Origin of the sequence: Enterobacter cloacae complex sp. IR5428 (assembly GCF_049238585.1) — a bacterium.
In the GTDB taxonomy this organism is placed as follows: Bacteria; Pseudomonadota; Gammaproteobacteria; order Enterobacterales; family Enterobacteriaceae; genus Enterobacter; species Enterobacter intestinihominis.
The window spans coordinates 278,429-296,942 of sequence record NZ_JBMKHV010000006.1; the positions used below are offsets into that span (position 1 = coordinate 278,429).

18 protein-coding genes and 1 pseudogene are annotated in these 18,514 nt (G+C 54.3%); 9 read left to right on the plus strand and 10 right to left on the minus strand.

The annotated features are described in order from the left end of the window. Window positions 1–35: 35 nt before the first annotated feature. From ACOTXC_RS11460 to eptA, 3 genes are read right to left on the minus strand one after another with little or no spacing between them, the layout of a single operon-like run. Window positions 36–1,133 (minus strand): alkene reductase, encoded by a 1,098-nt coding sequence (locus ACOTXC_RS11460; RefSeq protein WP_421767661.1) that lies wholly within the window; start codon window positions 1,131–1,133, stop codon window positions 36–38. Window positions 1,134–1,186: 53 nt separating this feature from the next. Continuing rightward, complete coding sequence (locus tag ACOTXC_RS11465; protein WP_022647900.1) at window positions 1,187–1,786, minus strand: TetR/AcrR family transcriptional regulator; 600 nt, start codon at window positions 1,784–1,786, stop codon at window positions 1,187–1,189. A 41-nt stretch (window positions 1,787–1,827) separates the two neighbouring features. Beyond that, window positions 1,828–3,453: a phosphoethanolamine transferase EptA gene (gene eptA, locus ACOTXC_RS11470; RefSeq protein ID WP_421767662.1), complete on the minus strand. Its 1,626-nt coding sequence runs from the start codon at window positions 3,451–3,453 to the stop codon at window positions 1,828–1,830. 148 nt (window positions 3,454–3,601) lie between these two features. Between eptA and ACOTXC_RS11475 the strand changes: the two genes are divergently transcribed. The 3 genes from ACOTXC_RS11475 (at window position 3,602) to sodC (ending at window position 5,385) form a co-directional block, all read left to right on the plus strand. Continuing rightward, window positions 3,602–3,841, plus strand: coding sequence for a DUF1289 domain-containing protein (locus ACOTXC_RS11475; RefSeq protein ID WP_023299951.1), 240 nt, complete (start codon window positions 3,602–3,604; stop codon window positions 3,839–3,841). A 48-nt stretch (window positions 3,842–3,889) separates the two neighbouring features. Beyond that, entirely contained in the window at window positions 3,890–4,786 is an 897-nt protein-coding gene (locus tag ACOTXC_RS11480; RefSeq protein ID WP_421767663.1) for an aldo/keto reductase, read from the plus strand. A gap of 80 nt (window positions 4,787–4,866) precedes the next feature. Next, window positions 4,867–5,385 (plus strand): superoxide dismutase [Cu-Zn] SodC, encoded by a 519-nt coding sequence (gene sodC / locus ACOTXC_RS11485; RefSeq protein WP_022647904.1) that lies wholly within the window; start codon window positions 4,867–4,869, stop codon window positions 5,383–5,385. Here sodC and ACOTXC_RS11490 read toward each other — a convergent pair. The 3 genes from ACOTXC_RS11490 to ACOTXC_RS11500 are packed head-to-tail and all read right to left on the minus strand — an operon-like array spanning window position 5,364 to window position 8,496. Further along, window positions 5,364–7,397 carry an FUSC family protein gene (locus ACOTXC_RS11490; protein WP_032676447.1) on the minus strand — a complete coding sequence of 678 codons (2,034 nt, stop codon included), beginning with the start codon at window positions 7,395–7,397 and terminating at the stop codon, window positions 5,364–5,366. The genes sodC and ACOTXC_RS11490 overlap by 22 nt on opposite strands. Beyond that, on the minus strand, window positions 7,397–8,257 hold the full coding sequence (locus tag ACOTXC_RS11495) for an HlyD family secretion protein (RefSeq protein ID WP_046620168.1): 861 nt from the start codon (window positions 8,255–8,257) through the stop codon (window positions 7,397–7,399). Before ACOTXC_RS11495 ends, ACOTXC_RS11490 begins: the two co-directional genes overlap by 1 nt. Window positions 8,258–8,259: 2 nt before the next feature. After that, complete coding sequence (locus tag ACOTXC_RS11500; protein WP_421767664.1) at window positions 8,260–8,496, minus strand: DUF1656 domain-containing protein; 237 nt, start codon at window positions 8,494–8,496, stop codon at window positions 8,260–8,262. Window positions 8,497–8,683: 187 nt separating this feature from the next. Between ACOTXC_RS11500 and slyA the strand changes: the two genes are divergently transcribed. Continuing rightward, window positions 8,684–9,124 carry a transcriptional regulator SlyA gene (slyA, locus tag ACOTXC_RS11505; RefSeq protein WP_032623345.1) on the plus strand — a complete coding sequence of 147 codons (441 nt, stop codon included), beginning with the start codon at window positions 8,684–8,686 and terminating at the stop codon, window positions 9,122–9,124. Window positions 9,125–9,162: 38 nt separating this feature from the next. On the opposite strand, the gene ACOTXC_RS11510 is transcribed toward slyA, so the two are convergent. Beyond that, window positions 9,163–10,524 (minus strand): sensor domain-containing diguanylate cyclase, encoded by a 1,362-nt coding sequence (locus tag ACOTXC_RS11510; RefSeq protein ID WP_045308479.1) that lies wholly within the window; start codon window positions 10,522–10,524, stop codon window positions 9,163–9,165. Window positions 10,525–10,720: 196 nt separating this feature from the next. Next, window positions 10,721–11,188, minus strand: coding sequence for an outer membrane lipoprotein SlyB (slyB, locus tag ACOTXC_RS11515; protein ID WP_022647910.1), 468 nt, complete (start codon window positions 11,186–11,188; stop codon window positions 10,721–10,723). A 255-nt stretch (window positions 11,189–11,443) separates the two neighbouring features. Between slyB and anmK the strand changes: the two genes are divergently transcribed. The 5 genes from anmK (at window position 11,444) to pdxY (ending at window position 16,026) form a co-directional block, all read left to right on the plus strand. Beyond that, window positions 11,444–12,568 carry an anhydro-N-acetylmuramic acid kinase gene (gene anmK, locus ACOTXC_RS11520; protein ID WP_421767665.1) on the plus strand — a complete coding sequence of 375 codons (1,125 nt, stop codon included), beginning with the start codon at window positions 11,444–11,446 and terminating at the stop codon, window positions 12,566–12,568. A gap of 93 nt (window positions 12,569–12,661) precedes the next feature. Beyond that, window positions 12,662–12,985, plus strand: a complete 324-nt coding sequence (gene mliC, locus ACOTXC_RS11525) for a C-type lysozyme inhibitor (protein WP_022647912.1) — start codon at window positions 12,662–12,664, stop codon at window positions 12,983–12,985. 57 nt (window positions 12,986–13,042) lie between these two features. Further along, the gene (pdxH, locus tag ACOTXC_RS11530; protein ID WP_193147052.1) at window positions 13,043–13,699 is read left to right on the plus strand and encodes a pyridoxamine 5'-phosphate oxidase; all 657 of its coding nucleotides are present in this window, start codon (window positions 13,043–13,045) and stop codon (window positions 13,697–13,699) included. A gap of 125 nt (window positions 13,700–13,824) precedes the next feature. Further along, window positions 13,825–15,099, plus strand: coding sequence for a tyrosine--tRNA ligase (gene tyrS / locus ACOTXC_RS11535; RefSeq protein ID WP_421767666.1), 1,275 nt, complete (start codon window positions 13,825–13,827; stop codon window positions 15,097–15,099). A 66-nt stretch (window positions 15,100–15,165) separates the two neighbouring features. Beyond that, on the plus strand, window positions 15,166–16,026 hold the full coding sequence (gene pdxY / locus ACOTXC_RS11540; protein ID WP_063137521.1) for a pyridoxal kinase PdxY: 861 nt from the start codon (window positions 15,166–15,168) through the stop codon (window positions 16,024–16,026). A gap of 60 nt (window positions 16,027–16,086) precedes the next feature. Here the strand turns inward: pdxY and gstA are convergent, their stop codons facing one another. After that, the gene (gstA, locus tag ACOTXC_RS11545; protein ID WP_045308481.1) at window positions 16,087–16,692 is read right to left on the minus strand and encodes a glutathione transferase GstA; all 606 of its coding nucleotides are present in this window, start codon (window positions 16,690–16,692) and stop codon (window positions 16,087–16,089) included. Window positions 16,693–16,797: 105 nt separating this feature from the next. Next, window positions 16,798–18,307: pseudogene (dtpA, locus tag ACOTXC_RS11550) on the minus strand (dipeptide/tripeptide permease DtpA). Window positions 18,308–18,514: the final 207 nt, after the last annotated feature.

Consider the following 18,514-nt stretch of genomic DNA (forward strand, 5'->3'; position numbering starts at 1 on the left):
GCGAAAGGTCGCCGCTATCAATGTACAAAGCGGGATTACAGTGAAGGGTAGTCGGTATAACCTTCCGCGCCGCCGCCATAGAAGCTTTCAGGGCGCTGCGGGTTCAGTTCGGCTTTCTTCTGCAAACGGGCAACCAGATCCGGGTTAGCAATGTAATCACGGCCAAAGGCCACGGCGTCGATCAGACCTTTACCGATCAGAGCCTCGGCTTTCTCTGCCGTATAAGCGCCCGCCCCGATAATCACGCCGTGGAAGCGCTCGCGAACTTTCTGGCGGAAGGCTTCGCTGTAGGGCTTGCCGCCTGCCCAGTCCGGCTCGGACATGTGCAGATACGCGATACCGCGTTTAGCCAGCTCTTCAATCAGATACAGCGCATCCGCTTCTTCGTTCGGACCGTTGTCGACGTTCTGGAAGGTACCAATTGGGGAAACTCGAATACCAATGCGATCTGCGCTCCACTCATTACACACGGCATCTACCACTTCAAGCACCAGACGCGCGCGGTTTTCAACGCTGCCGCCGTACTGGTCGGTACGCTGATTGGAAGACGGTGACAGGAACTGGTGCAGCAGGTAGCCGTGCGCAGAGTGCAGCTCAACCAGGTCGAAGCCCGCTTCACGGGCGTTGGCGACGGCCTGACGGAAATCATTCACGATACCCGGGATCTCGTCCAGCTCAAGCGCGCGTGGCGTGGTGGTGTCGACGCGAATAGCATTACCGTTTTCATCGCGCAGGGAAGTGCGGGTATTCGCATTCAGGGCAGAGGCAGAAACGGGCGCCTGACCGCCAGGTTGGATGCTGCTGTGCGAGATACGACCGGTGTGCCACAGCTGAACCGCAATACGGCCATCTTCAGCATGAACGCCTGCGGTGATTTTTTTCCACGCGGCGATCTGTTCCGGGCTGTGCAGACCCGGCGCACCGGCGTAGCCTTTAGCCTGGGCAGAAATCTGCGTGGCTTCGGAAATAATCAGGCCCGAGCTGGCGCGCTGACGGTAATACTCACCCATCAATGGCGTTGGGATATCTCCCGGCTCGATGCTGCGCAGACGGGTAAGTGGGGCCATAAACACGCGGTTTGGGGCAGTAACGGCACCCACTTTCAGTGGGGTAAATAGCTTTTCAGCGGACATAATGGCTCCTGAGTAGACCAGTCGACTAGTAAAAGGGTAAATAAAAACGCCGGCTACACGCCAGGCGCGGTAATACAGTTTTTCACATGCGCCAGCGCGCTTTCGAGCGGCACGGCGCTGCGAGACATTTTTGCCTGCAGGTTGGCGCCTAACCAGAGGGAATAGAGCACCTGTGCCTGCGTGAGCGGATCGCCGGAGAAGGAGAGCGTTGTTTCATCGCGGCCTTTTTCCAGCGCCTGAGCCAGCAGAGCGATTACGCCGCTGGCCCCTTTATCCATGGCGGTGCGCATATCTTCGGAGAGATCGCACACTTCGGCAGACAGTTTTACCGTCAGGCACCCGCTGATGATGCCCTGCTGACAGAACTGCGTCAGCGTTTCCTGATAGTAGTTCAGAACACGATCCCGGTAGTCACCTTCGCCGCTGGCGAAGTGGGCTGCCAGGCGCTGATGGTAGCTGGCGTAGTGCCGCTCCAGCATGGCTACGCCAAACGCCTCTTTGGATCGAAAATAGTGATAAAACGATCCCTTAGGCACTTCAGCGGTTTTTAATAACTCGCTCAGCCCCATACCGGTAAACCCGCGATGCATGCAAAGGCGCTCGCCGGTAGCCAGCAAATGTTCTCGTGTATCGTGTTCTGTATGTCTGCTCATGCTCTTACTCTAATAGACCGTTCGGTCTAATGCAAGCCCGCTTAGCGACGACATTGCGACAAAATATCCAGCTGCGGCTGATAAACCACTGATTTCACGTCCATCATACCCAGAACCGTGGCAAACAAATTGTCCTGTGAAACTGCCTCTTTTGCAGCATGGTTACGCAGGCAATCCGTGTTTACGCCGAAGTTTTTCGCATAGTCCGGGGAGAGCCAGAACATAAACGGAATATGCGTTTGCTGCTCCGGGGCCAGCATATACGGCGTACCGTGCAGGTAAATTCCGCTTTCGCCCAGCGATTCGCCGTGATCGGAGAGGTAAATGAGCGCTGTGTTCATACTGGCCTTCCGGGCTTTTAGCGCGTCGATGGTTCGGCTGAGCACGCTATCGGTATACAGAATCGAGTTGTCATAGGTATTGATCAGCGACTGATGATCGCAATCCTGAATTTCATTGGTATCGCAGGTTGGGGTGAATTTCCGGAAGCGGTCCGGGTAACGGTTGTAATAAGCCGGACCGTGGCTGCCCATCAGGTGTATAACCAGTACGGTATCCTGCTTTATTCCGTCCAGCACGTTGTCCAGGCGGTACAGGTTGACGTCGTCGATACAGGATTTGTCCTTACAGAACTGTTCCAGTTTCCACTGGGTCATATCCGTGTGCGGCACGCGGTCGCAGGCACCTTTACACCCGCCGTCATTGTCGCGCCACAGCAGGTTGAACCCGGCGTGGTTAAGCACATCGAGCAGTCCTTCCTGATGATGGGCGAGGTCCGCGTCATATTTTTTTCGCGTCATGCCGGAGAACATGCAGGGGACGGAAACGGCGGTTTCCGTGCCACAGGAGGAGGCCTGTGGGAAGTTGATGACATCCCGCTTTTTCAGCTCGGGGTTGGTTTCACGGGGGTAACCATTTAACGAATAGTTTGCAGCGCGGGAGGCTTCACCCACCACCAGAACCAGCACGGTTTTCTTACGTTGGCCGGAAATCAGCGCCCCTTTATGGGCATCCTCGCCAATGCGGACCAGCGTCTGGTCGCCGGCAAACCAGCGCATTTTGCTGTACTTCACAACGGCGCTCACGTAGTTCGCCGGAGTGACCATTTTGACGATGCTTTTGTTATTGCGGAACAGCGAAGCATAGTCTTTATAGAACACTGCCGCGACGAGAATGATCACCAGCAGCGCACCCAGTATAGCGGCGAAACGTGTTAGCAGGGCATACCACCATTTTCCGGTTCGAATGCGCGTCAGGGCTAAGATGACGGAAGGGACCAGACCCGCGACGGCCAGCCACAGGATCAGCTGCGGCGTTACCAGGGCTGTCGCTTCCTGGGAGTTAGTCTCAAACACGTTCACAATCATGTTTTGATCGATAACCGCGCCATAGGTGTACATAAACCAGGTCGCGGCGGCGCATCCTATGGTCAGGGCAATCATGAGCGGCTTGCGAATAAAGGGAATATTCAGCAGGCTAAAAACAATGACCCAGCCGCAGAACAGAACCAGCGGCACACTGGCGGCAAAAAGCATGTCATGCAGACGGGCAGGTGCGATAATTGACCAGCTGCGCTGGATAAACAGCGCATTGAACACGGTGAAGAAAAGCGCACAGGCGAGGGTAAATTTCGTATCGTTACAGTGTAACTTTTTAGTGAGCCACATGATGACCAGACCATTCGTTATATCAATGCGGCGAGTATAAGAAGGGAAGATTAGCGAAACCTTAATGCCCTGTTTGTGACGGACACTCCTTGCATGCAGGCCATTTAGGGTCTTCACTGTAGGGAATAATGACGTTCTGGAGGTAGGTGTGGCAGAGCAACTGGAATTTTTCCCTGTCCAGAGCCCGTGCCGGGGTATTTGCCAGGTTGATGAACGAGGATACTGCCGTGGCTGCATGCGCACACGCGATGAACGTTTTAACTGGCAAAATTTCAGCGACGCGCAAAAGCAGGAGGTCTTACGGCTCTGCCGACAACGTCTGCTGCGCAAAATTCGTGCAAACAAAGCGGTTGAAACCGAAGAACCTCAGCAACCTTCACTGTTTTAGCAGGGTAATTGCGTATACTGGTGACATGACTTCCTTGAGGAAAATGTTATGGTTCAGCGTATTACCCTTGCCCCGCAGGGCCCGGAATTCTCCCGATTCGTTATGGGCTACTGGCGCCTTATGGAGTGGAATATGTCTCCGGTCCAGCTGGCGGACTTTATAGAAGAGCATCTCGATCTCGGGATCACCACCGTCGATCACGCTGATATTTATGGTGGCTATCAGTGCGAGGCCGCTTTTGGCGAAGCGCTGAAGCGTGCGCCAGCGCTGCGTGAACGTATGGAGATTGTGACCAAATGCGGTATTGCCACCACAGCAAAACCGGAGCATGCACTTGGGCATTACATCACTGACAGCGCGCATATTGTTAAAAGCGCTGAGCAGTCACTGGTCAACCTGGCCACCGATCGTATCGACCTGCTGCTGATCCACCGTCCCGATCCATTGATGGATGCTGATGAGGTTGCGGAAGCGTTCCTGACGCTACACCAGAGCGGCAAAGTGCGTCATTTTGGCGTGTCTAACTTCACCCCGGCACAGTTTGCGCTATTGCAGTCTCGCCTGCCGTTTACGCTGGCGACGAATCAGGTGGAGATTTCGCCTGTTCACCAGCCGCTGCTGCTGGACGGAACGCTCGATCAGCTGCAACAGTTACGCATTCGTCCGATGGCCTGGTCTTGTCTCGGCGGCGGTCGCCTGTTTAACGATGAGGCCTTCCAGCCGCTGCGTAACGAGCTTGAAACCGTGGCCCGCGAACTGAATACGGAAAGCATCGAGCAGGTGGTTTACGCCTGGATCCTGCGCCTGCCGTCTAAACCGCTGCCAATTATCGGCTCCGGCAAAATTGAGCGCGTACGCGCTGCGCTGGTGGCTGAAGAGCTGGATATGTCGCGTCAGCAGTGGTTCCGCATCCGCAAGGCGGCTCTGGGCTACGACGTACCCTGAGTGCGTGGAGTCTGACTTTCCGGTGAAATCTGCGCCTCTGGTATAGACTTAAGGTGCAAAAAATAACCCGTGGAGGTCATATGAAGCGTTTTGCTCTGGCAGTGGTCACGCTGGTTGTTTGCGCAGGAGCGCAGGCAGCCAGCGAAGAAGTTGAAATGAATCTCGTCACTTCTCAGGGAGTAGGCCAGTCCATCGGGACGGTGAAAATCACCGAAACCGATAAAGGGCTGGAATTTGCTCCCGATCTCAAGGCCCTTCCACCCGGTGAACATGGTTTTCACGTTCATGCCAAAGGCAGCTGTCAACCTGCAATGAAAGAGGGGAAACCTTCAGCCGCTGAGGCCGCTGGGGGGCATCTGGATCCGCACAACTCTGGTAAGCATGAAGGCCCGGAAGGTATGGGGCACCTCGGCGATCTGCCGGTGCTGGTGGTGAATAACGACGGTAAAGCCACCGATCCGGTTGTTGCGCCCCGGCTGAAAAAGATTGACGAGGTCAAAGGCAAGGCGCTGATGGTCCATGTGGGCGGCGATAACATGTCCGATCAACCTAAACCGCTTGGCGGCGGCGGGGCGCGCTATGCCTGCGGGGTGATCTGATCGCCAATTGTTCCGGGTGGCGGCGCCTGTTCAAGCTGTGACAGGGAGCAGTGCAGCCGCCAGATAATGGACGCCAGATCGCGGGCCGCAGGCTGATGGTGGTGCGCCAGAGCGTCGCAAATACGCTGAAGCTCGGCGAGCGTGACGCTCAGGGGGCGTTGCTGAACTCCGCGCTCGCTCATCACATCGCGGAGCATGGAAATACAATTATCGCGGACCTGCGAAAGCGGGTCGGAACGCGTCTCCCAGGCACGCAGCTGCCACACCACGTGCGAACAGTTCAGCAGCACCACGCCCCAGCGCAGTAGCCAGCGACGGGAGAGGGAATCCTGGCTGTTGTTCAGCTGGCTGACATGATGGTAAACCAGCGATTCATACTCGCTTTCACGCAGATGCGGGCTGCGACTCAGTTGATCGACAAAACCCCTGCGCAGCTCACGAATATGCCTGCGGCTTTTACGCGCATCTGAGCCCGGGCGTAGCACGGCGAAAGCCAGCCACGCCAGCCCCACGCCGAGGATCTTCGCCAGGTTATCGTTGAGAAAATCAGCGTAATCGTAAACCGGAGGATTCGTTACAGAGATAAATGAGCCCATAAAAACAATCAACTGCCCCCACAGACCGGCCAGTTTTGGCATTTGCAGTTTGAGCAACTGCATGGTGGTTAATAGCGGGAAGAGAAACAGCAGAAATTGCCAGAGGTCGGTTATCTGCACCATCAAACCAAATTTCACCACGAAGCTGAACAGCGACAGCAGTACCAGCGTACGCAGCAGAAGCGTCAGGGAATTAAACGGGGAAGCTGCGACGGAATAGAGCACGCAGCTGATTGCCGCAAGCGTCAGGGCTGCACTGCCCGCATCCCATTGCGTGGTGATGGCCCATGCGCCCACGGCCGTCAACGCGCAAAACGTACGAAAACCGCTCCACAGCGCCTCCATTGCGTCGGTATGGCGTGCCAGAGCTGGGCTACCGGGAACGGAAAATTCGGTGACGGGCGTGGCATTTTCGACGGCTTTTAACCAGCGGCTGCTGCGCAGATACAGGCGGCAGAAATAGTTCAGACGCTGCCAGAAGGCGCGGTGCCGGTAATCATATTCATCCGTTGGGGTGAGCGGCGCGATAATACGGGCCACGGTATAGATATCGGCATCCGGACGCGCAAGGGCGGCGAGCAGCGCCTCGATAACTTCCCGGGTATGGGCTGGCGGCGCAGGCCAGTTCAGCAACATCCGGCGAAGGCTTGAGATCGCACTCGTCATCCGCAATTGCTGGTGTAGTAAATAGTTCAGGAGCGTGTTCTGGCGACGAAAACGGTAGTGGCTCCAGAAAGCCTGGATGCGCAGCAGATTCATGGTCAGGATCTGGCCGATGACCTTTTCGTGTGCTAGACGGATGTTATCGCTGCTATCAGGCTGCCAGAGCAGGCTGGCATGTTCCAGCAAACGCGCGTGCATCGTTTTAAGGGCGGTGATAAGCGTAGTGCCATCCGAGGTGCTGGGCAGGATCATCATCATGACGCCGCCGCACAGAATGCCGACCATCACTTCACATACGCGTGCCTGGGCGATATCCCATAGCTCGGTGGTATCCAGCACGTTGACGACCGGAAAGGCGATAATGGCTGCGGTGTAACCTGCCAGTTGAAACGCGTACGCAACGTTGTTGGTAAAATGGGCGCAGGCCCAGGTGCACAGCCCCAGCCATGCCGACATGCTTAACAGAAAGAGCCAGGGATCGTTCAGGGTATGGCCGGCAAGAAGCAGTGCAGCGGTCGCACCCAGCAGGCTACCCGCCACGCGCCCGAGGCTTTTACTGATAACGCCCCCGACGGTAGGGAAGCTGACGACCGCCGCAGAGGTCATCGCCCAGTAAGGCTCATCAAGATTCAGATAATAGGCAACCGTAAGCGCAAGGCACATGGCGATGCCGTTACGCAGCGCGTAACGCCACTGCGGCCGTGTCGCTTTTATCCACGGCGTATTGCGCCAGGAGAAAGCTCCCAGGTTCATCATCGCGATCCGATGGCGACGGTGCAGGTTGTGCCAGAGACCAGAGTAATGTCTTTCGGCAGTTGCTCTAACTCGACGCGAACAGGCACCCGCTGAGCCAGACGCACCCACGGTACGTTGGGTTTGATGTCAGGCACCAGACCAGAATCGGTTTCCACGCTCTGATCGTAAATCGCCCGACCTATGCTACTAACGTGACCCTGTAACGTTTCTGCACCGCTGTAAAGCGTGATCCGGGCAGGCGCACCCTCGCGGATATGCCGCAGCTTGGTCTCTTCAAAATAACCTACAACATAGAAAGAGTGGCTATCTACCAGGGCAAAGACCGGCTGGCCTGTGGTGGCGTAATCCCCCACACGAGTCGACAGGCTCGTGATCCATCCATCCACCGGAGCTTTGACAACGGTCTGGGTCAGTTGCCACTCGGCCTGTTTCAGCGTTGCCTCTGCAACCTTCAGGCTGGCCTGCATGGCTTTTACATTGATATTGGCGGTATCGAGATCTTCCGCAGAGATGTAATTCCTCGACAGATGTCGGCGACGTTCGGCTTCGTTATTGGCTTTTGCCAGATCTGATTGAGCTTTTGCGAGCTGCGCCTGGGCATTGAGCACCGCAATGTGGAAAGGGGTCTCATCGATGCGGAATAACACATCGCCCGCATGAACGAACTGGTTGTCCTTCACCAGCAGCGCGCTGATACTGCCGGACACCTGTGGCGTGATGCTGACCTGTTCTGCGCGGATCTTGCCGTCACGCGTCCAGGGCGACTGCATGTAATAATTCCAGAGCCACCAGCCGGCCATAAGCGCCAGCGCTAAAACGAAAAGAGTGGAAAAATATTTTAACGTTTTCAATGCTATTCTCACCACAAGGTTAACGCGGCAAGGCCAAGACAGACGGAAAGGGTAAACAGGGAGAGATCCATTAACATCGGGTGCCAGATTTCACCGGAATACATCCAGTCGCGCAGCAGACGATGCGCAATGAGCCAGATCACAAAACCGACCATCACGGCTTTAAACAGTGGCGGAAAGTAGACCGATGCGCCGACAATCAGATCCTGGAGGGGCAACCCTGCGGAGAGGGAAAAGAACGTCACAAGCAGTGATCCTTTGCAGTGGGGTGAGGGCCACAATGGCATATTTCAATGCGATGGCGCATTACCGTTCAGTGTAAATCATCCTTTCAGGAATGATGAATACCGTGATTGCATTTGTTTTGGCAATACAAATACTGCAAACTATTCTAAAATCACTATAATCACTTAGCAAGCTAATTATAAGGAGATGAAATTGGAATCGCCATTAGGTTCTGATCTGGCAAGGTTGGTACGCATCTGGCGTGCTCTGATTGACCATCGCCTGAAACCTCTGGAACTCACGCAGACGCACTGGGTTACGCTGCATAACATTCATCAGCTCCCGCCCGACCAGTCACAGATCCAACTGGCAAAAGCGATTGGCATTGAGCAGCCGTCACTGGTGCGCACTCTTGACCAACTGGAAGAGAAGGGACTTATCTCCCGACAAACCTGCGCCAGCGACCGTCGCGCCAAGCGGATCAAATTGACGGAAAAAGCGGCCCCGATTATTACTGAGATGGAAGCTGTCATCAGTAAAACGCGTGGGGAGATCCTTGAAGGTATTTCCCCCGCTGAGCTGGAGATGCTGATAGGACTCATCGCCCGTCTTGAGCAGAACATCCACGATCTGCAGTCTCGCGACTGACCGAACGTAAAGGCCTTGCGAAATCAAGGCCTTTCTTATTATCTGAACACCACCACCCGGTTGCGCCCTGTCTCTTTTGCCTCATACATGGCTTTATCCGCGCTCTCCACGCAGGTTTCCGCACTGGTTTCCGGCGAGGTTGCGGTGAATACGCCCATGCTGATGGTAATGGGTTCCGGCAGATGACCGCCGCTGCTGGCTTTATCAAACCCGCTCAGCTTGAGGCGAATGCGCTCGGCCACCTGCCGCGCGGCGTCTGAAGGGGTATTTGTCAGCATCAACACAAACTCTTCACCACCGATTCGGGCCGCGATATCCTGGGGGCGCACGGAATCCGTCAGCAGATTAGAGACGAACTGTAATACCTTATCGCCCTGCAAATGCCCGTAACAGTCGTTGATACGTTTGAAACGGTCAAGGTCGCTTACCACCACCGATACCGGGTGTGCCTCCGTTGCAGAGCTGAGGGCATAGTTTAATGAATCATAAAAATAGCTGCGATTATAAAGACGGGTAAGCGGGTCGCGGATTGAATTTTGATATGACTGCTGGTATTTGACGTGCGAGTCACGATACAAATTAAAGACGTCGGAAAGCAAAATGAAAATAATCATTAATGTCGCGACAGTTTCGAATAACCGGGCGCGGTACCATGATACATCTTCTACGTATCCACCTAACAACAGCATTAACAGCGTGACGACATAACAGACGCATAAAAAATTGCCGCCCGCCCAGAACAAATTTCTTATCCGGGTCACGACCATCAGGGTGATTAATGTGACAACCCAAAGAATGACCAAAATGATGTTGATGGTCTGGCTCCAGAGAATCATGAACTGCCGGGTTTCATTATCCACAAGATCCAGGGTTAACGTCGTGGAATGGCTGGAATAGAACCACGCCAGCCAAAGCATGCAGCCCGTAAAGAGAGCCGATCCGACAACAATACCGATGTGGGTGCTTCGTGAAAGGGGGGAAACGCGAAGCGTATAAAGTAAGGCTGAGGCCATCATGAGCACCGCCATTAAGAGGTGTCGGAACATATAAAAGATCATCGCGTCATTGTAGTTCGCCTCGTTGAACTGATAGAGATCCAGCCAGCCTGGAAAACTGGATAGCGTACCCACCATCAGCAGTGCTGAACCGGCAAAGGCTGACGCAATCGGAACGAGATATAGCCGTTTTTTATCACACCAGTATTTCATTGCCATAAAACAGGCGATAAACAGATGGAATACCAGAAGAAAAATAGTGAGCGTAGGGAAAAATAGCGGAGAGAATGAAGGAACCCATTCAACAAGTTTTATAAAACAACCTTGTAACACGGCAATGATAAAAATGCACCCAAGTGCAAAGGCCACAAAGCGGTTCATTACAAATCGACAGTTCGCAAGCATAGAATGTTAAAAAATTAAAAAGAGGAAAAAGAGAATCAGACGAGTCTAAAGGAGGGAAATAAAAAATACTTTGCGCAGGAACAATATCAGAGGGAATTAATTATACGCCGTGTGAATGTATTTTTATAAATACATTTTTTAAAATGATAGTTTTTGTAAATGGATGCGGCCCGAAAGGACCGCATCCGTCGGGATATTAACGCGGGGAGACGGTGACCTGGCTACCGTTGCTTGCCAGTACAACACGCTGGCCTGCAGAAAAGCGAGTATTACCCTGTTTCTGCACAACCATAATGGTGCTGCCATCGTCTTTACGGATTTCCAGCTCAACGCCCTGAGTTTTGTTCATCGCACCCTGAACGCCCTGACCCGCTACGCCGCCTGCAACTGCGCCTGCTGCGGTAGCCAGAGAGCGACCGGTGCCGCCACCAATGGTGTTACCCAGGAAACCACCCAGCACAGCACCACCGATTGCGCCCACGACGTTCGTGTCATCACCACCCTGAATCTGAACAGGACGGGCATTAACGATAGTACCGTAGGTCACGTTCTGTACCTGTTTAGCTTCAGAAGCACTATATACGTCGCCGGAGAGTGAATTGTCGTTCACACAACCCGCCAGTGTTAAACCAATCAGCGAAACGCCCAGTACACGTAAAATCATTTGACTCTCCTGTTCACCAAAAAACGCCCGGTTGGGGCATCCGTTATGGCTAAATTATATGGCATTCCTGACCACAGTTCATATCTTTGCATGCCGAATAGATAAATTTTACCTGAACGGGGCTTAACGGGACATAAACAAAAACCGTCTGTGCTACAGGTCTGAGATTGTTAAAAAATATTATCACCGGATAGCAAAGCAGCGTTATTTATGATGGAGTGGTTGCACTTAGCCCATGTAACGTAAGGAAAGCGCATGAAATCGGGTCGCTATATCGGTGTGATGTCTGGTACCAGTCTTGACGGTGTGGATGTCGTTCTGGCCGCCATTGATGAAAACATGGTGGCGCAGCAGGCAAGCCTGACCTGGCCTATTCCGGTCTCGTTAAAAGAAGAGATCCTGAGCATCTGCCAGGGGCAACAGCTGACGCTTTCCCAACTGGGCCAACTGGATGTGCGTCTGGGGGCGCTGTTTGCTGATGCGGTACTGGCCCTGATGCAGCAAGAAAGACTTCATCCGCAGGATGTCGTGGCAATAGGCTGCCATGGGCAGACCGTCTGGCATGAACCTGTCGGCGAGGCGCCGCACACGATGCAAATTGGCGATAATAACCAGATTGTGGCAAAAACCGGCGTGACGGTGGTGGGGGATTTCCGTCGTCGCGATATGGCCCTCGGCGGGCAGGGGGCGCCGCTGGTTCCGGCATTTCATCAGGCGCTGCTGGCGCACCCGGTGGAGCGCAGAATGGTTCTGAACATTGGCGGGATTGCCAACCTGTCAATGCTCATTCCCGGGCAGCCCGTGCGTGGATACGATACCGGGCCCGGTAATATGCTGATGGATGCCTGGATCTGGCGTCAGAACGGTAAACCCTACGACAAAGACGCGCAGTGGGCCAGCCAGGGGAAAGTGATCCTTCCCTTGCTGCAAGCCCTGTTAAGCGATCCATTCTTTGCCCTGCCCGCGCCGAAAAGCACGGGGCGAGAGTATTTCAACTACGGCTGGCTTGAACGTCATCTGGCACGCTTCCCCGGCCTTGCGCCTCAGGATGTGCAGGCTACGCTGACTGAGCTTACCGCCGTGTCGATTTCTGAACAGGTGTTGCTCAGCGGCGGGTGCGAGCGTCTGCTGGTATGCGGAGGCGGAAGCCGCAACCCGCTCCTGATGGCACGCCTCGCCGCCCTGCTGCCGGGCACCGAAGTCACGACCACTGACGAAGCCGGGATCAGCGAAGACGACATGGAAGCGCTGGCCTTCGCCTGGCTTGCCTGGCGTACGGTTGCCGGTCTGCCCGGGAATTTACCCTCCGTAACCGGTGCGCGGGAGGCGAGCGTCCTCGGTGCTATTTTCCCGGCAAATCCGCGCCATAATCAGAGTTAACTGAAATTCAGCGGGAGGCATAACCCGTAAAATAGGGAAAAACAGGAGGGCGGTTAGGCCCTCCAGGACCAGGATAGTCTTCGGAATCTGCCCATGAAAAAACTTCTTCTCATTGCTGTACCTTTTCTTATGACCGGATGCAGCGTCTATAACCAGTTCGTTGAGCGTATGCAAACCGATACGCTGGAATATCGTTGTGATGAAAAACCGCTGACGGTGAAGCTGAACAACACTCGCCAGGAAGCCAGCTTTGTTTATGACAATAAGTTGTTGACGCTGAAGCAGGGGATGTCCGCCTCCGGGGCGCGTTACACGGATGGGATCTACGTCTTCTGGTCAAAAGGTGACAGCGCCACCGTCTATAAGCGAGACCGCATTGTGCTGAACAATTGTCAGCTGGAAAATCCGAAGCGTTGAGATTTTTGAAGGGGACGCGCACAATAGCGCCACCCAATCTCACTTTCAGCTAACGCCATGTCAGATAACGACGAACTACAGCAAATTGCGCATCTGCGCCGTGAATACACCAAAGGCGGTCTGCGCCGCCAGGATCTTCCCGCCGAACCGCTGGTGCTTTTTGAACGCTGGCTGAAACAGGCCTGCGAAGCGAAACTGGCCGACCCGACGGCTATGGTCGTTGCCACGGTTGATGAAAACGGTCAGCCGTATCAACGCATCGTTCTTCTTAAGCATTATGACGAGAAAGGGCTGGTGTTCTACACCAACCTTGGCAGTCGTAAAGCGCATCACCTGGAAAATAATCCGCGTATTAGCCTGCTCTTCCCGTGGCATATGCTTGAGCGCCAGGTGATGGTTACCGGCAAGGCAGAGCGCCTCTCTACGCTCGAAGTGGTGAAATATTTCCACAGCCGACCGCGCGACAGTCAGATTGGCGCCTGGGTTTCTAAACAGTCCAGCCGAATCTCGGCCCGCGGCGTACTTGAAAGTAAATTCCTCGAACTCAAACAGAAGTTTCAGCAGGGTGAAGTGCCGCTGCCGAGTTTCTGGGGCGGGTTCCGCATCCCCATTGAGCAGATGGAATTCTGGCAGGGCGGTGAGCACCGCCTGCACGACCGCTTTTTATACCAGCGCGACAACAGTGGCTGGAAAATAGACCGACTGGCACCGTAATCCCCAAAATTTGTTGATTTAAGCGCTAGCGCACACCGCGCTGGCGCTTTATTCTATGGTCCTTTCGCATCAGGCGAAAAGTCGTGTACCGGCAAAGGTGCAGTCGTTTATACATGGAGAATTTGATGGCAAGCAGTAACTTGATTAAACAATTGCAAGAGCGGGGCCTGGTGGCCCAGGTGACGGACGAGGAAGCGTTAGCAGAGCGACTGGCGCAAGGCCCGATCGCGCTCTATTGCGGCTTCGATCCCACCGCTGACAGCTTGCATTTGGGGCATCTTGTTCCATTGTTATGCCTGAAACGCTTCCAGATGGCGGGTCATAAGCCTGTTGCCCTGGTTGGCGGTGCGACTGGTCTGATTGGCGACCCAAGTTTCAAAGCCGCTGAGCGTAAGCTGAATACCGAAGACACCGTGCAGGAGTGGGTGGATAAGATCTGTAAACAGGTTGCACCGTTCCTGGATTTCAACTGTGGTGACAACGCTGCGATTGCGGCGAACAACTACGACTGGTTTGGTGGCATGAACGTGCTGACGTTCCTGCGTGACATCGGCAAACACTTCTCTGTTAACAAGATGATTAACAAAGAAGCGGTCAAGCAGCGTCTTAACCGTGACGATCAGGGTATCTCTTTCACCGAGTTCTCCTACAACCTGTTGCAGGGGTATGACTTCGCCTGCCTGAACAAGCTGCACGGCGTGTCGCTGCAAATTGGCGGTTCTGACCAGTGGGGTAACATCACCTCCGGTATCGATCTGACCCGTCGTCTTCACCAGAATCAGGTGTTTGGTCTGACCGTGCCGCTGATCACCAAAGCAGACGGTACCAAGTTTGGTAAAACCGAAGGCGGCGCAGTATGGCTGGATCCGAAGAAAACCAGCCCGTACAAATTCTACCAGTTCTGGATCAACACGGCGGATGCCGACGTTTATCGCTTCCTGAAATTCTTCACCTTTATGGATATCGAAGAAATCAATGCGCTGGAAGAAGAAGACAAGAACAGCGGTAAAGCACCGCGCGCCCAGTATGTGCTGGCCGACGAAGTGACTAAACTGGTTCACGGTGAAGAAGGTCTGGCAGCGGCGAAACGCATTACGGCGAGCCTGTTCAACGGGACCCTGAGCGATTTAAGCGAAGCGGACTTCGAACAGCTTGCTCAGGATGGCGTGCCGATGGTGGAGATGGAAAAAGGCGCCGATCTGATGCAGGCGCTGGTGGACTCCGAGCTCCAGCCGTCTCGCGGTCAGGCGCGTAAAACCATCGCCTCTAACGCGATCACCATTAATGGCGAAAAACAGGCCGATCCGGAATACACCTTTACCGAGAACGACCGTCTCTATGGTCGCTACACGCTGCTGCGTCGCGGTAAGAAAAATTACTGCCTGGTCTGCTGGAAGTAATTAAAAGTACGCAGGGGCGTGGGAAACCACGCCCCTTTTGTTTTGACAGGGTTTGGTAAGTACAACATGAAGAACATCCTCGCCATTCAGTCCCACGTTGTTTTTGGACATGCTGGCAACAGCGCTGCGGAATTCCCGATGCGCCGCCTCGGGGCCAACGTCTGGCCCCTCAATACCGTTCAGTTTTCAAACCACACGCAATACGGCAAATGGACCGGCTGCGTGATGCCGCCATCGCATCTGACGGAGATCGTTCAGGGGATTGCGGATATCGACCAGCTTAAACGCTGCGATGCCGTACTGAGCGGTTATCTGGGTTCGGCGGAGCAGGGGGAACATATCCTCGGCATTGTGCGCCAGGTGAAAGCGGCAAACCCCGCGGCGAAATATTTCTGCGATCCGGTGATGGGGCATCCGGAAAAAGGCTGCATCGTCGCGCCGGGCGTTGCGGAGTTTCATGTCCGTCATGCATTGCCCGCCAGCGATATTATTGCGCCAAATCTGATTGAACTTGAGATCCTGTGCGAGCATCCGGTCAACAGCGTAGAAGAGGCTGTACGCGCCTCTCGCGAGCTCCTCGCCCAGGGGCCAGAGATTGTGCTGGTTAAGCACCTGGCACGCGCAGGGTTGAGCCAGGACCGTTTTGAAATGCTGTTGGTGACGAAGGATGAAGCCTGGCACATCAGTCGACCGCTGGTGGATTTCGGTACACGTCAGCCTGTCGGGGTCGGGGATGTGACCAGTGGTTTGCTGCTGGTGAAGCTATTGCAGGGCGCGAGCCTGCGCGATGCGCTGGAGCACGTAACCGCAGCCGTTTATGAAATCATGATTGCGACGAAGACGATGCAGGAATATGAGCTCCAGGTGGTCGCGGCGCAGGATCGCATCGCGAAGCCCGAGCATTATTTCAGCGCAACCCAATTGTAAGAGCAGGGATAGTGTAGGCCGGGTAAGCGCAGCGCCACCCGGCAATACAGCGCGCTCGGATTAATTCAACCCTTCTGCCTTCAGCGCCGCTGCAACCGCAGGGCGTGCCGCTACGCGTTCCATATACGACGCAATATGATCTAATCCTTCCAGGTTCAGCTTCACCGCGCGCGCCCAGCGCAGAACGGTAAACAGATACGCATCAGCAATGGTGAAACGCGCACCGCAGATCCACTGATCGTCTTTCAGTGATTCATTAATGTACTGCATCTTTTTCTCAAGTAACGCACGTACGGTCGGTTTGTACTCTTCCGGAGTATCCGGGCGGAACAGCGGCGTAAAGCCTTTGTGCAGCTCGGTCGCGATGTAGTTAAGCCACTCAAGGGTTTTATAGCGAGAGATACTGCCTGTTGGTGCCAGCAGCTGACGATCAGGCACGTTGTCGGCCAGGTACTGCATTATCGCCACGCCTTCGGTCAGCAGCGTACCATCATCCAGCAGCAGGGCCGGAACCTGCCCTTTTGGGTTAATCGCAAAAAAGTCACCCCCGTTTTCCAGGCGCTTTTTCATCAGGTCAACGCCGTCCAGCGTGAAATCCTTACCGCTCTCGCGAAGGGTGATATGCGAAGCAAGAGAGCAGGCGCCCGGTTTATAGAACAGTTTCATCGGTAACTCCTTTTTGCTGAGGTTCCCGCTATGTTAGTGCGCGTTCAGATAAAAAAAAAGCCGCTAATCAATTAGCGGCTTCTGTTCAGTCGTTTCCCGATGACATTACGCGTTCGCGGTGTTGATCGCTTTAGCGGATTTGTCGTCGTCCTGCGTCATACGATTGAGTTTTGGTGCGGTGAGCAGCATCAGCACGGCAATTACGGCTGTCGCGATACCAATTTGCATGAACACGGTGCCGTAGACGTTCAGGGAGACCAGCGGGTCGGTAACGTTGTCCGGTACCGCCATCAGGTTCGCAATCTTACCTGCAATGATGGCTGCGCCAGCGGTCGTCAGGAACCAGCTACCCATGATGAAGCCCATCAGACGCTGAGGGACCAGCTGTGCAACCATCGCCAGGCCAAGACCGGAGATCATCAGTTCACCGATGGATTGCAGCGCATAGCTCAGGATCAGCCAGTTAACAGACACGATACCCGCGTCGGTCGCGAATTTCGTCCCCAGCGGCAGCACCAGGAATGCGCCAGAGCACAGCACCATACCGATAGCGAACTTGTGCGGCATCGGCAGACGGTCGCCCATCTTGTTATAGATAGCGGCCAGAATCGGGCTACCAATCATGATCCAGAACGGGTATCAGTGCCTGATACTGCTCCGGCTCGAACGCGATACCCAGGATGGAGTGCTCAACGTTGCGGATTGCGAAGAAGTTCAGGGACGTCGGCATCTGGCTGTACAGGACGAAGAAGATAATCGCTTCCAGCATCAGGATGAACGCCACAATCATCTTACGACGTGCCGCACCCTGCATCGCGAAGGCTTCTTTAGCGAAGATAATCACGATACCCAGCGCAACCACGGCCAGTACTGCACGTGCAATACCCTGGTTGTGCAGCAGCCAGGTCGCGACAGCGGCCAGGATCACAATGCCGACGATGGTTGCCAGCAGTTTGCCCATATGCACGGGTTCGAAGTCTGGTTTAGAACCATAATCTTTAACCCAGCTGCGACAGAACAGGAAGTTCACAACGGTGATCAGCATACCCACGAAGCTCAGCGCAAACGCTACGCTCCAGCCGAATTTCGCGGCCAGCCATGGGGTTGCCAGCATAGAGAAGAATGAACCGATGTTGATGGACATGTAGTACATGGTAAATGCACCGTCCAGACGCGGATCATCTTTGTTGTAGCAGGTAGAAAGCAGGGAGGAAGGGTTAGCCTTAAAGAGGCCGTTACCTACCGCGATGGTAGCCATGCCCATGTATACCACGCCCGCATCGTGCCCGGACCATGCAACCAGACCATAGCCAATCGCCAGAACCACGGCGCCCAGCATAATGACACGTTTCGTACCGAGAACTTTATCGCCTAACCAGCCGCCGATGGCGACCAGGCCATAGACCAGAGCGCTGAAGGACGAGAACAGCGTGATGGAATCGGCTTCGGACATACCCAGTTGCTTAACCAGGTAAACGGCCATAATCCCTTGCAGGCCGTAGTAGCCAAAACGCTCCCATAATTCGATAGAGAAAATGAGATAGAACGCTTTAGGCTGTTTGAAAGCGTTAAGACTTACGCTCTCATCTGTTGGTTTATTGTTTGCAGTAGACACATATACCTCTTTTTTTACATCCCATATTAACGGGGGTGTTCATAGCGTGATGACCGTAGTCCATCCGCTTTATAGTTATATTGGGAGGGGAAACGGCGGGTAATGTTCACTATCCAGCCCCATCTGGCAATACGTTTGTAATAATCTGTTACATATAACTGTGGCGGTATAATCATCGGTTCACTCAAATGTTATGCAGCGTTAAAT

Coding starts and splice junctions, on each gene's coding strand:
- ACOTXC_RS11460 (WP_421767661.1), bottom strand. CDS start 1,133: ATGTCCGCTGAAAAGCTATTTACCCCACTGAAAGTGGGTGCCGTTACT.
- ACOTXC_RS11465 (WP_022647900.1), bottom strand. CDS start 1,786: ATGAGCAGACATACAGAACACGATACACGAGAACATTTGCTGGCTACC.
- eptA (WP_421767662.1), bottom strand. CDS start 3,453: ATGTGGCTCACTAAAAAGTTACACTGTAACGATACGAAATTTACCCTC.
- ACOTXC_RS11480 (WP_421767663.1), top strand. CDS start 3,890: ATGGTTCAGCGTATTACCCTTGCCCCGCAGGGCCCGGAATTCTCCCGA.
- sodC (WP_022647904.1), top strand. CDS start 4,867: ATGAAGCGTTTTGCTCTGGCAGTGGTCACGCTGGTTGTTTGCGCAGGA.
- ACOTXC_RS11490 (WP_032676447.1), bottom strand. CDS start 7,397: ATGAACCTGGGAGCTTTCTCCTGGCGCAATACGCCGTGGATAAAAGCG.
- slyA (WP_032623345.1), top strand. CDS start 8,684: ATGAAATTGGAATCGCCATTAGGTTCTGATCTGGCAAGGTTGGTACGC.
- ACOTXC_RS11510 (WP_045308479.1), bottom strand. CDS start 10,524: ATGCTTGCGAACTGTCGATTTGTAATGAACCGCTTTGTGGCCTTTGCA.
- slyB (WP_022647910.1), bottom strand. CDS start 11,188: ATGATTTTACGTGTACTGGGCGTTTCGCTGATTGGTTTAACACTGGCG.
- anmK (WP_421767665.1), top strand. CDS start 11,444: ATGAAATCGGGTCGCTATATCGGTGTGATGTCTGGTACCAGTCTTGAC.
- mliC (WP_022647912.1), top strand. CDS start 12,662: ATGAAAAAACTTCTTCTCATTGCTGTACCTTTTCTTATGACCGGATGC.
- pdxH (WP_193147052.1), top strand. CDS start 13,043: ATGTCAGATAACGACGAACTACAGCAAATTGCGCATCTGCGCCGTGAA.
- tyrS (WP_421767666.1), top strand. CDS start 13,825: ATGGCAAGCAGTAACTTGATTAAACAATTGCAAGAGCGGGGCCTGGTG.
- pdxY (WP_063137521.1), top strand. CDS start 15,166: ATGAAGAACATCCTCGCCATTCAGTCCCACGTTGTTTTTGGACATGCT.
- gstA (WP_045308481.1), bottom strand. CDS start 16,692: ATGAAACTGTTCTATAAACCGGGCGCCTGCTCTCTTGCTTCGCATATC.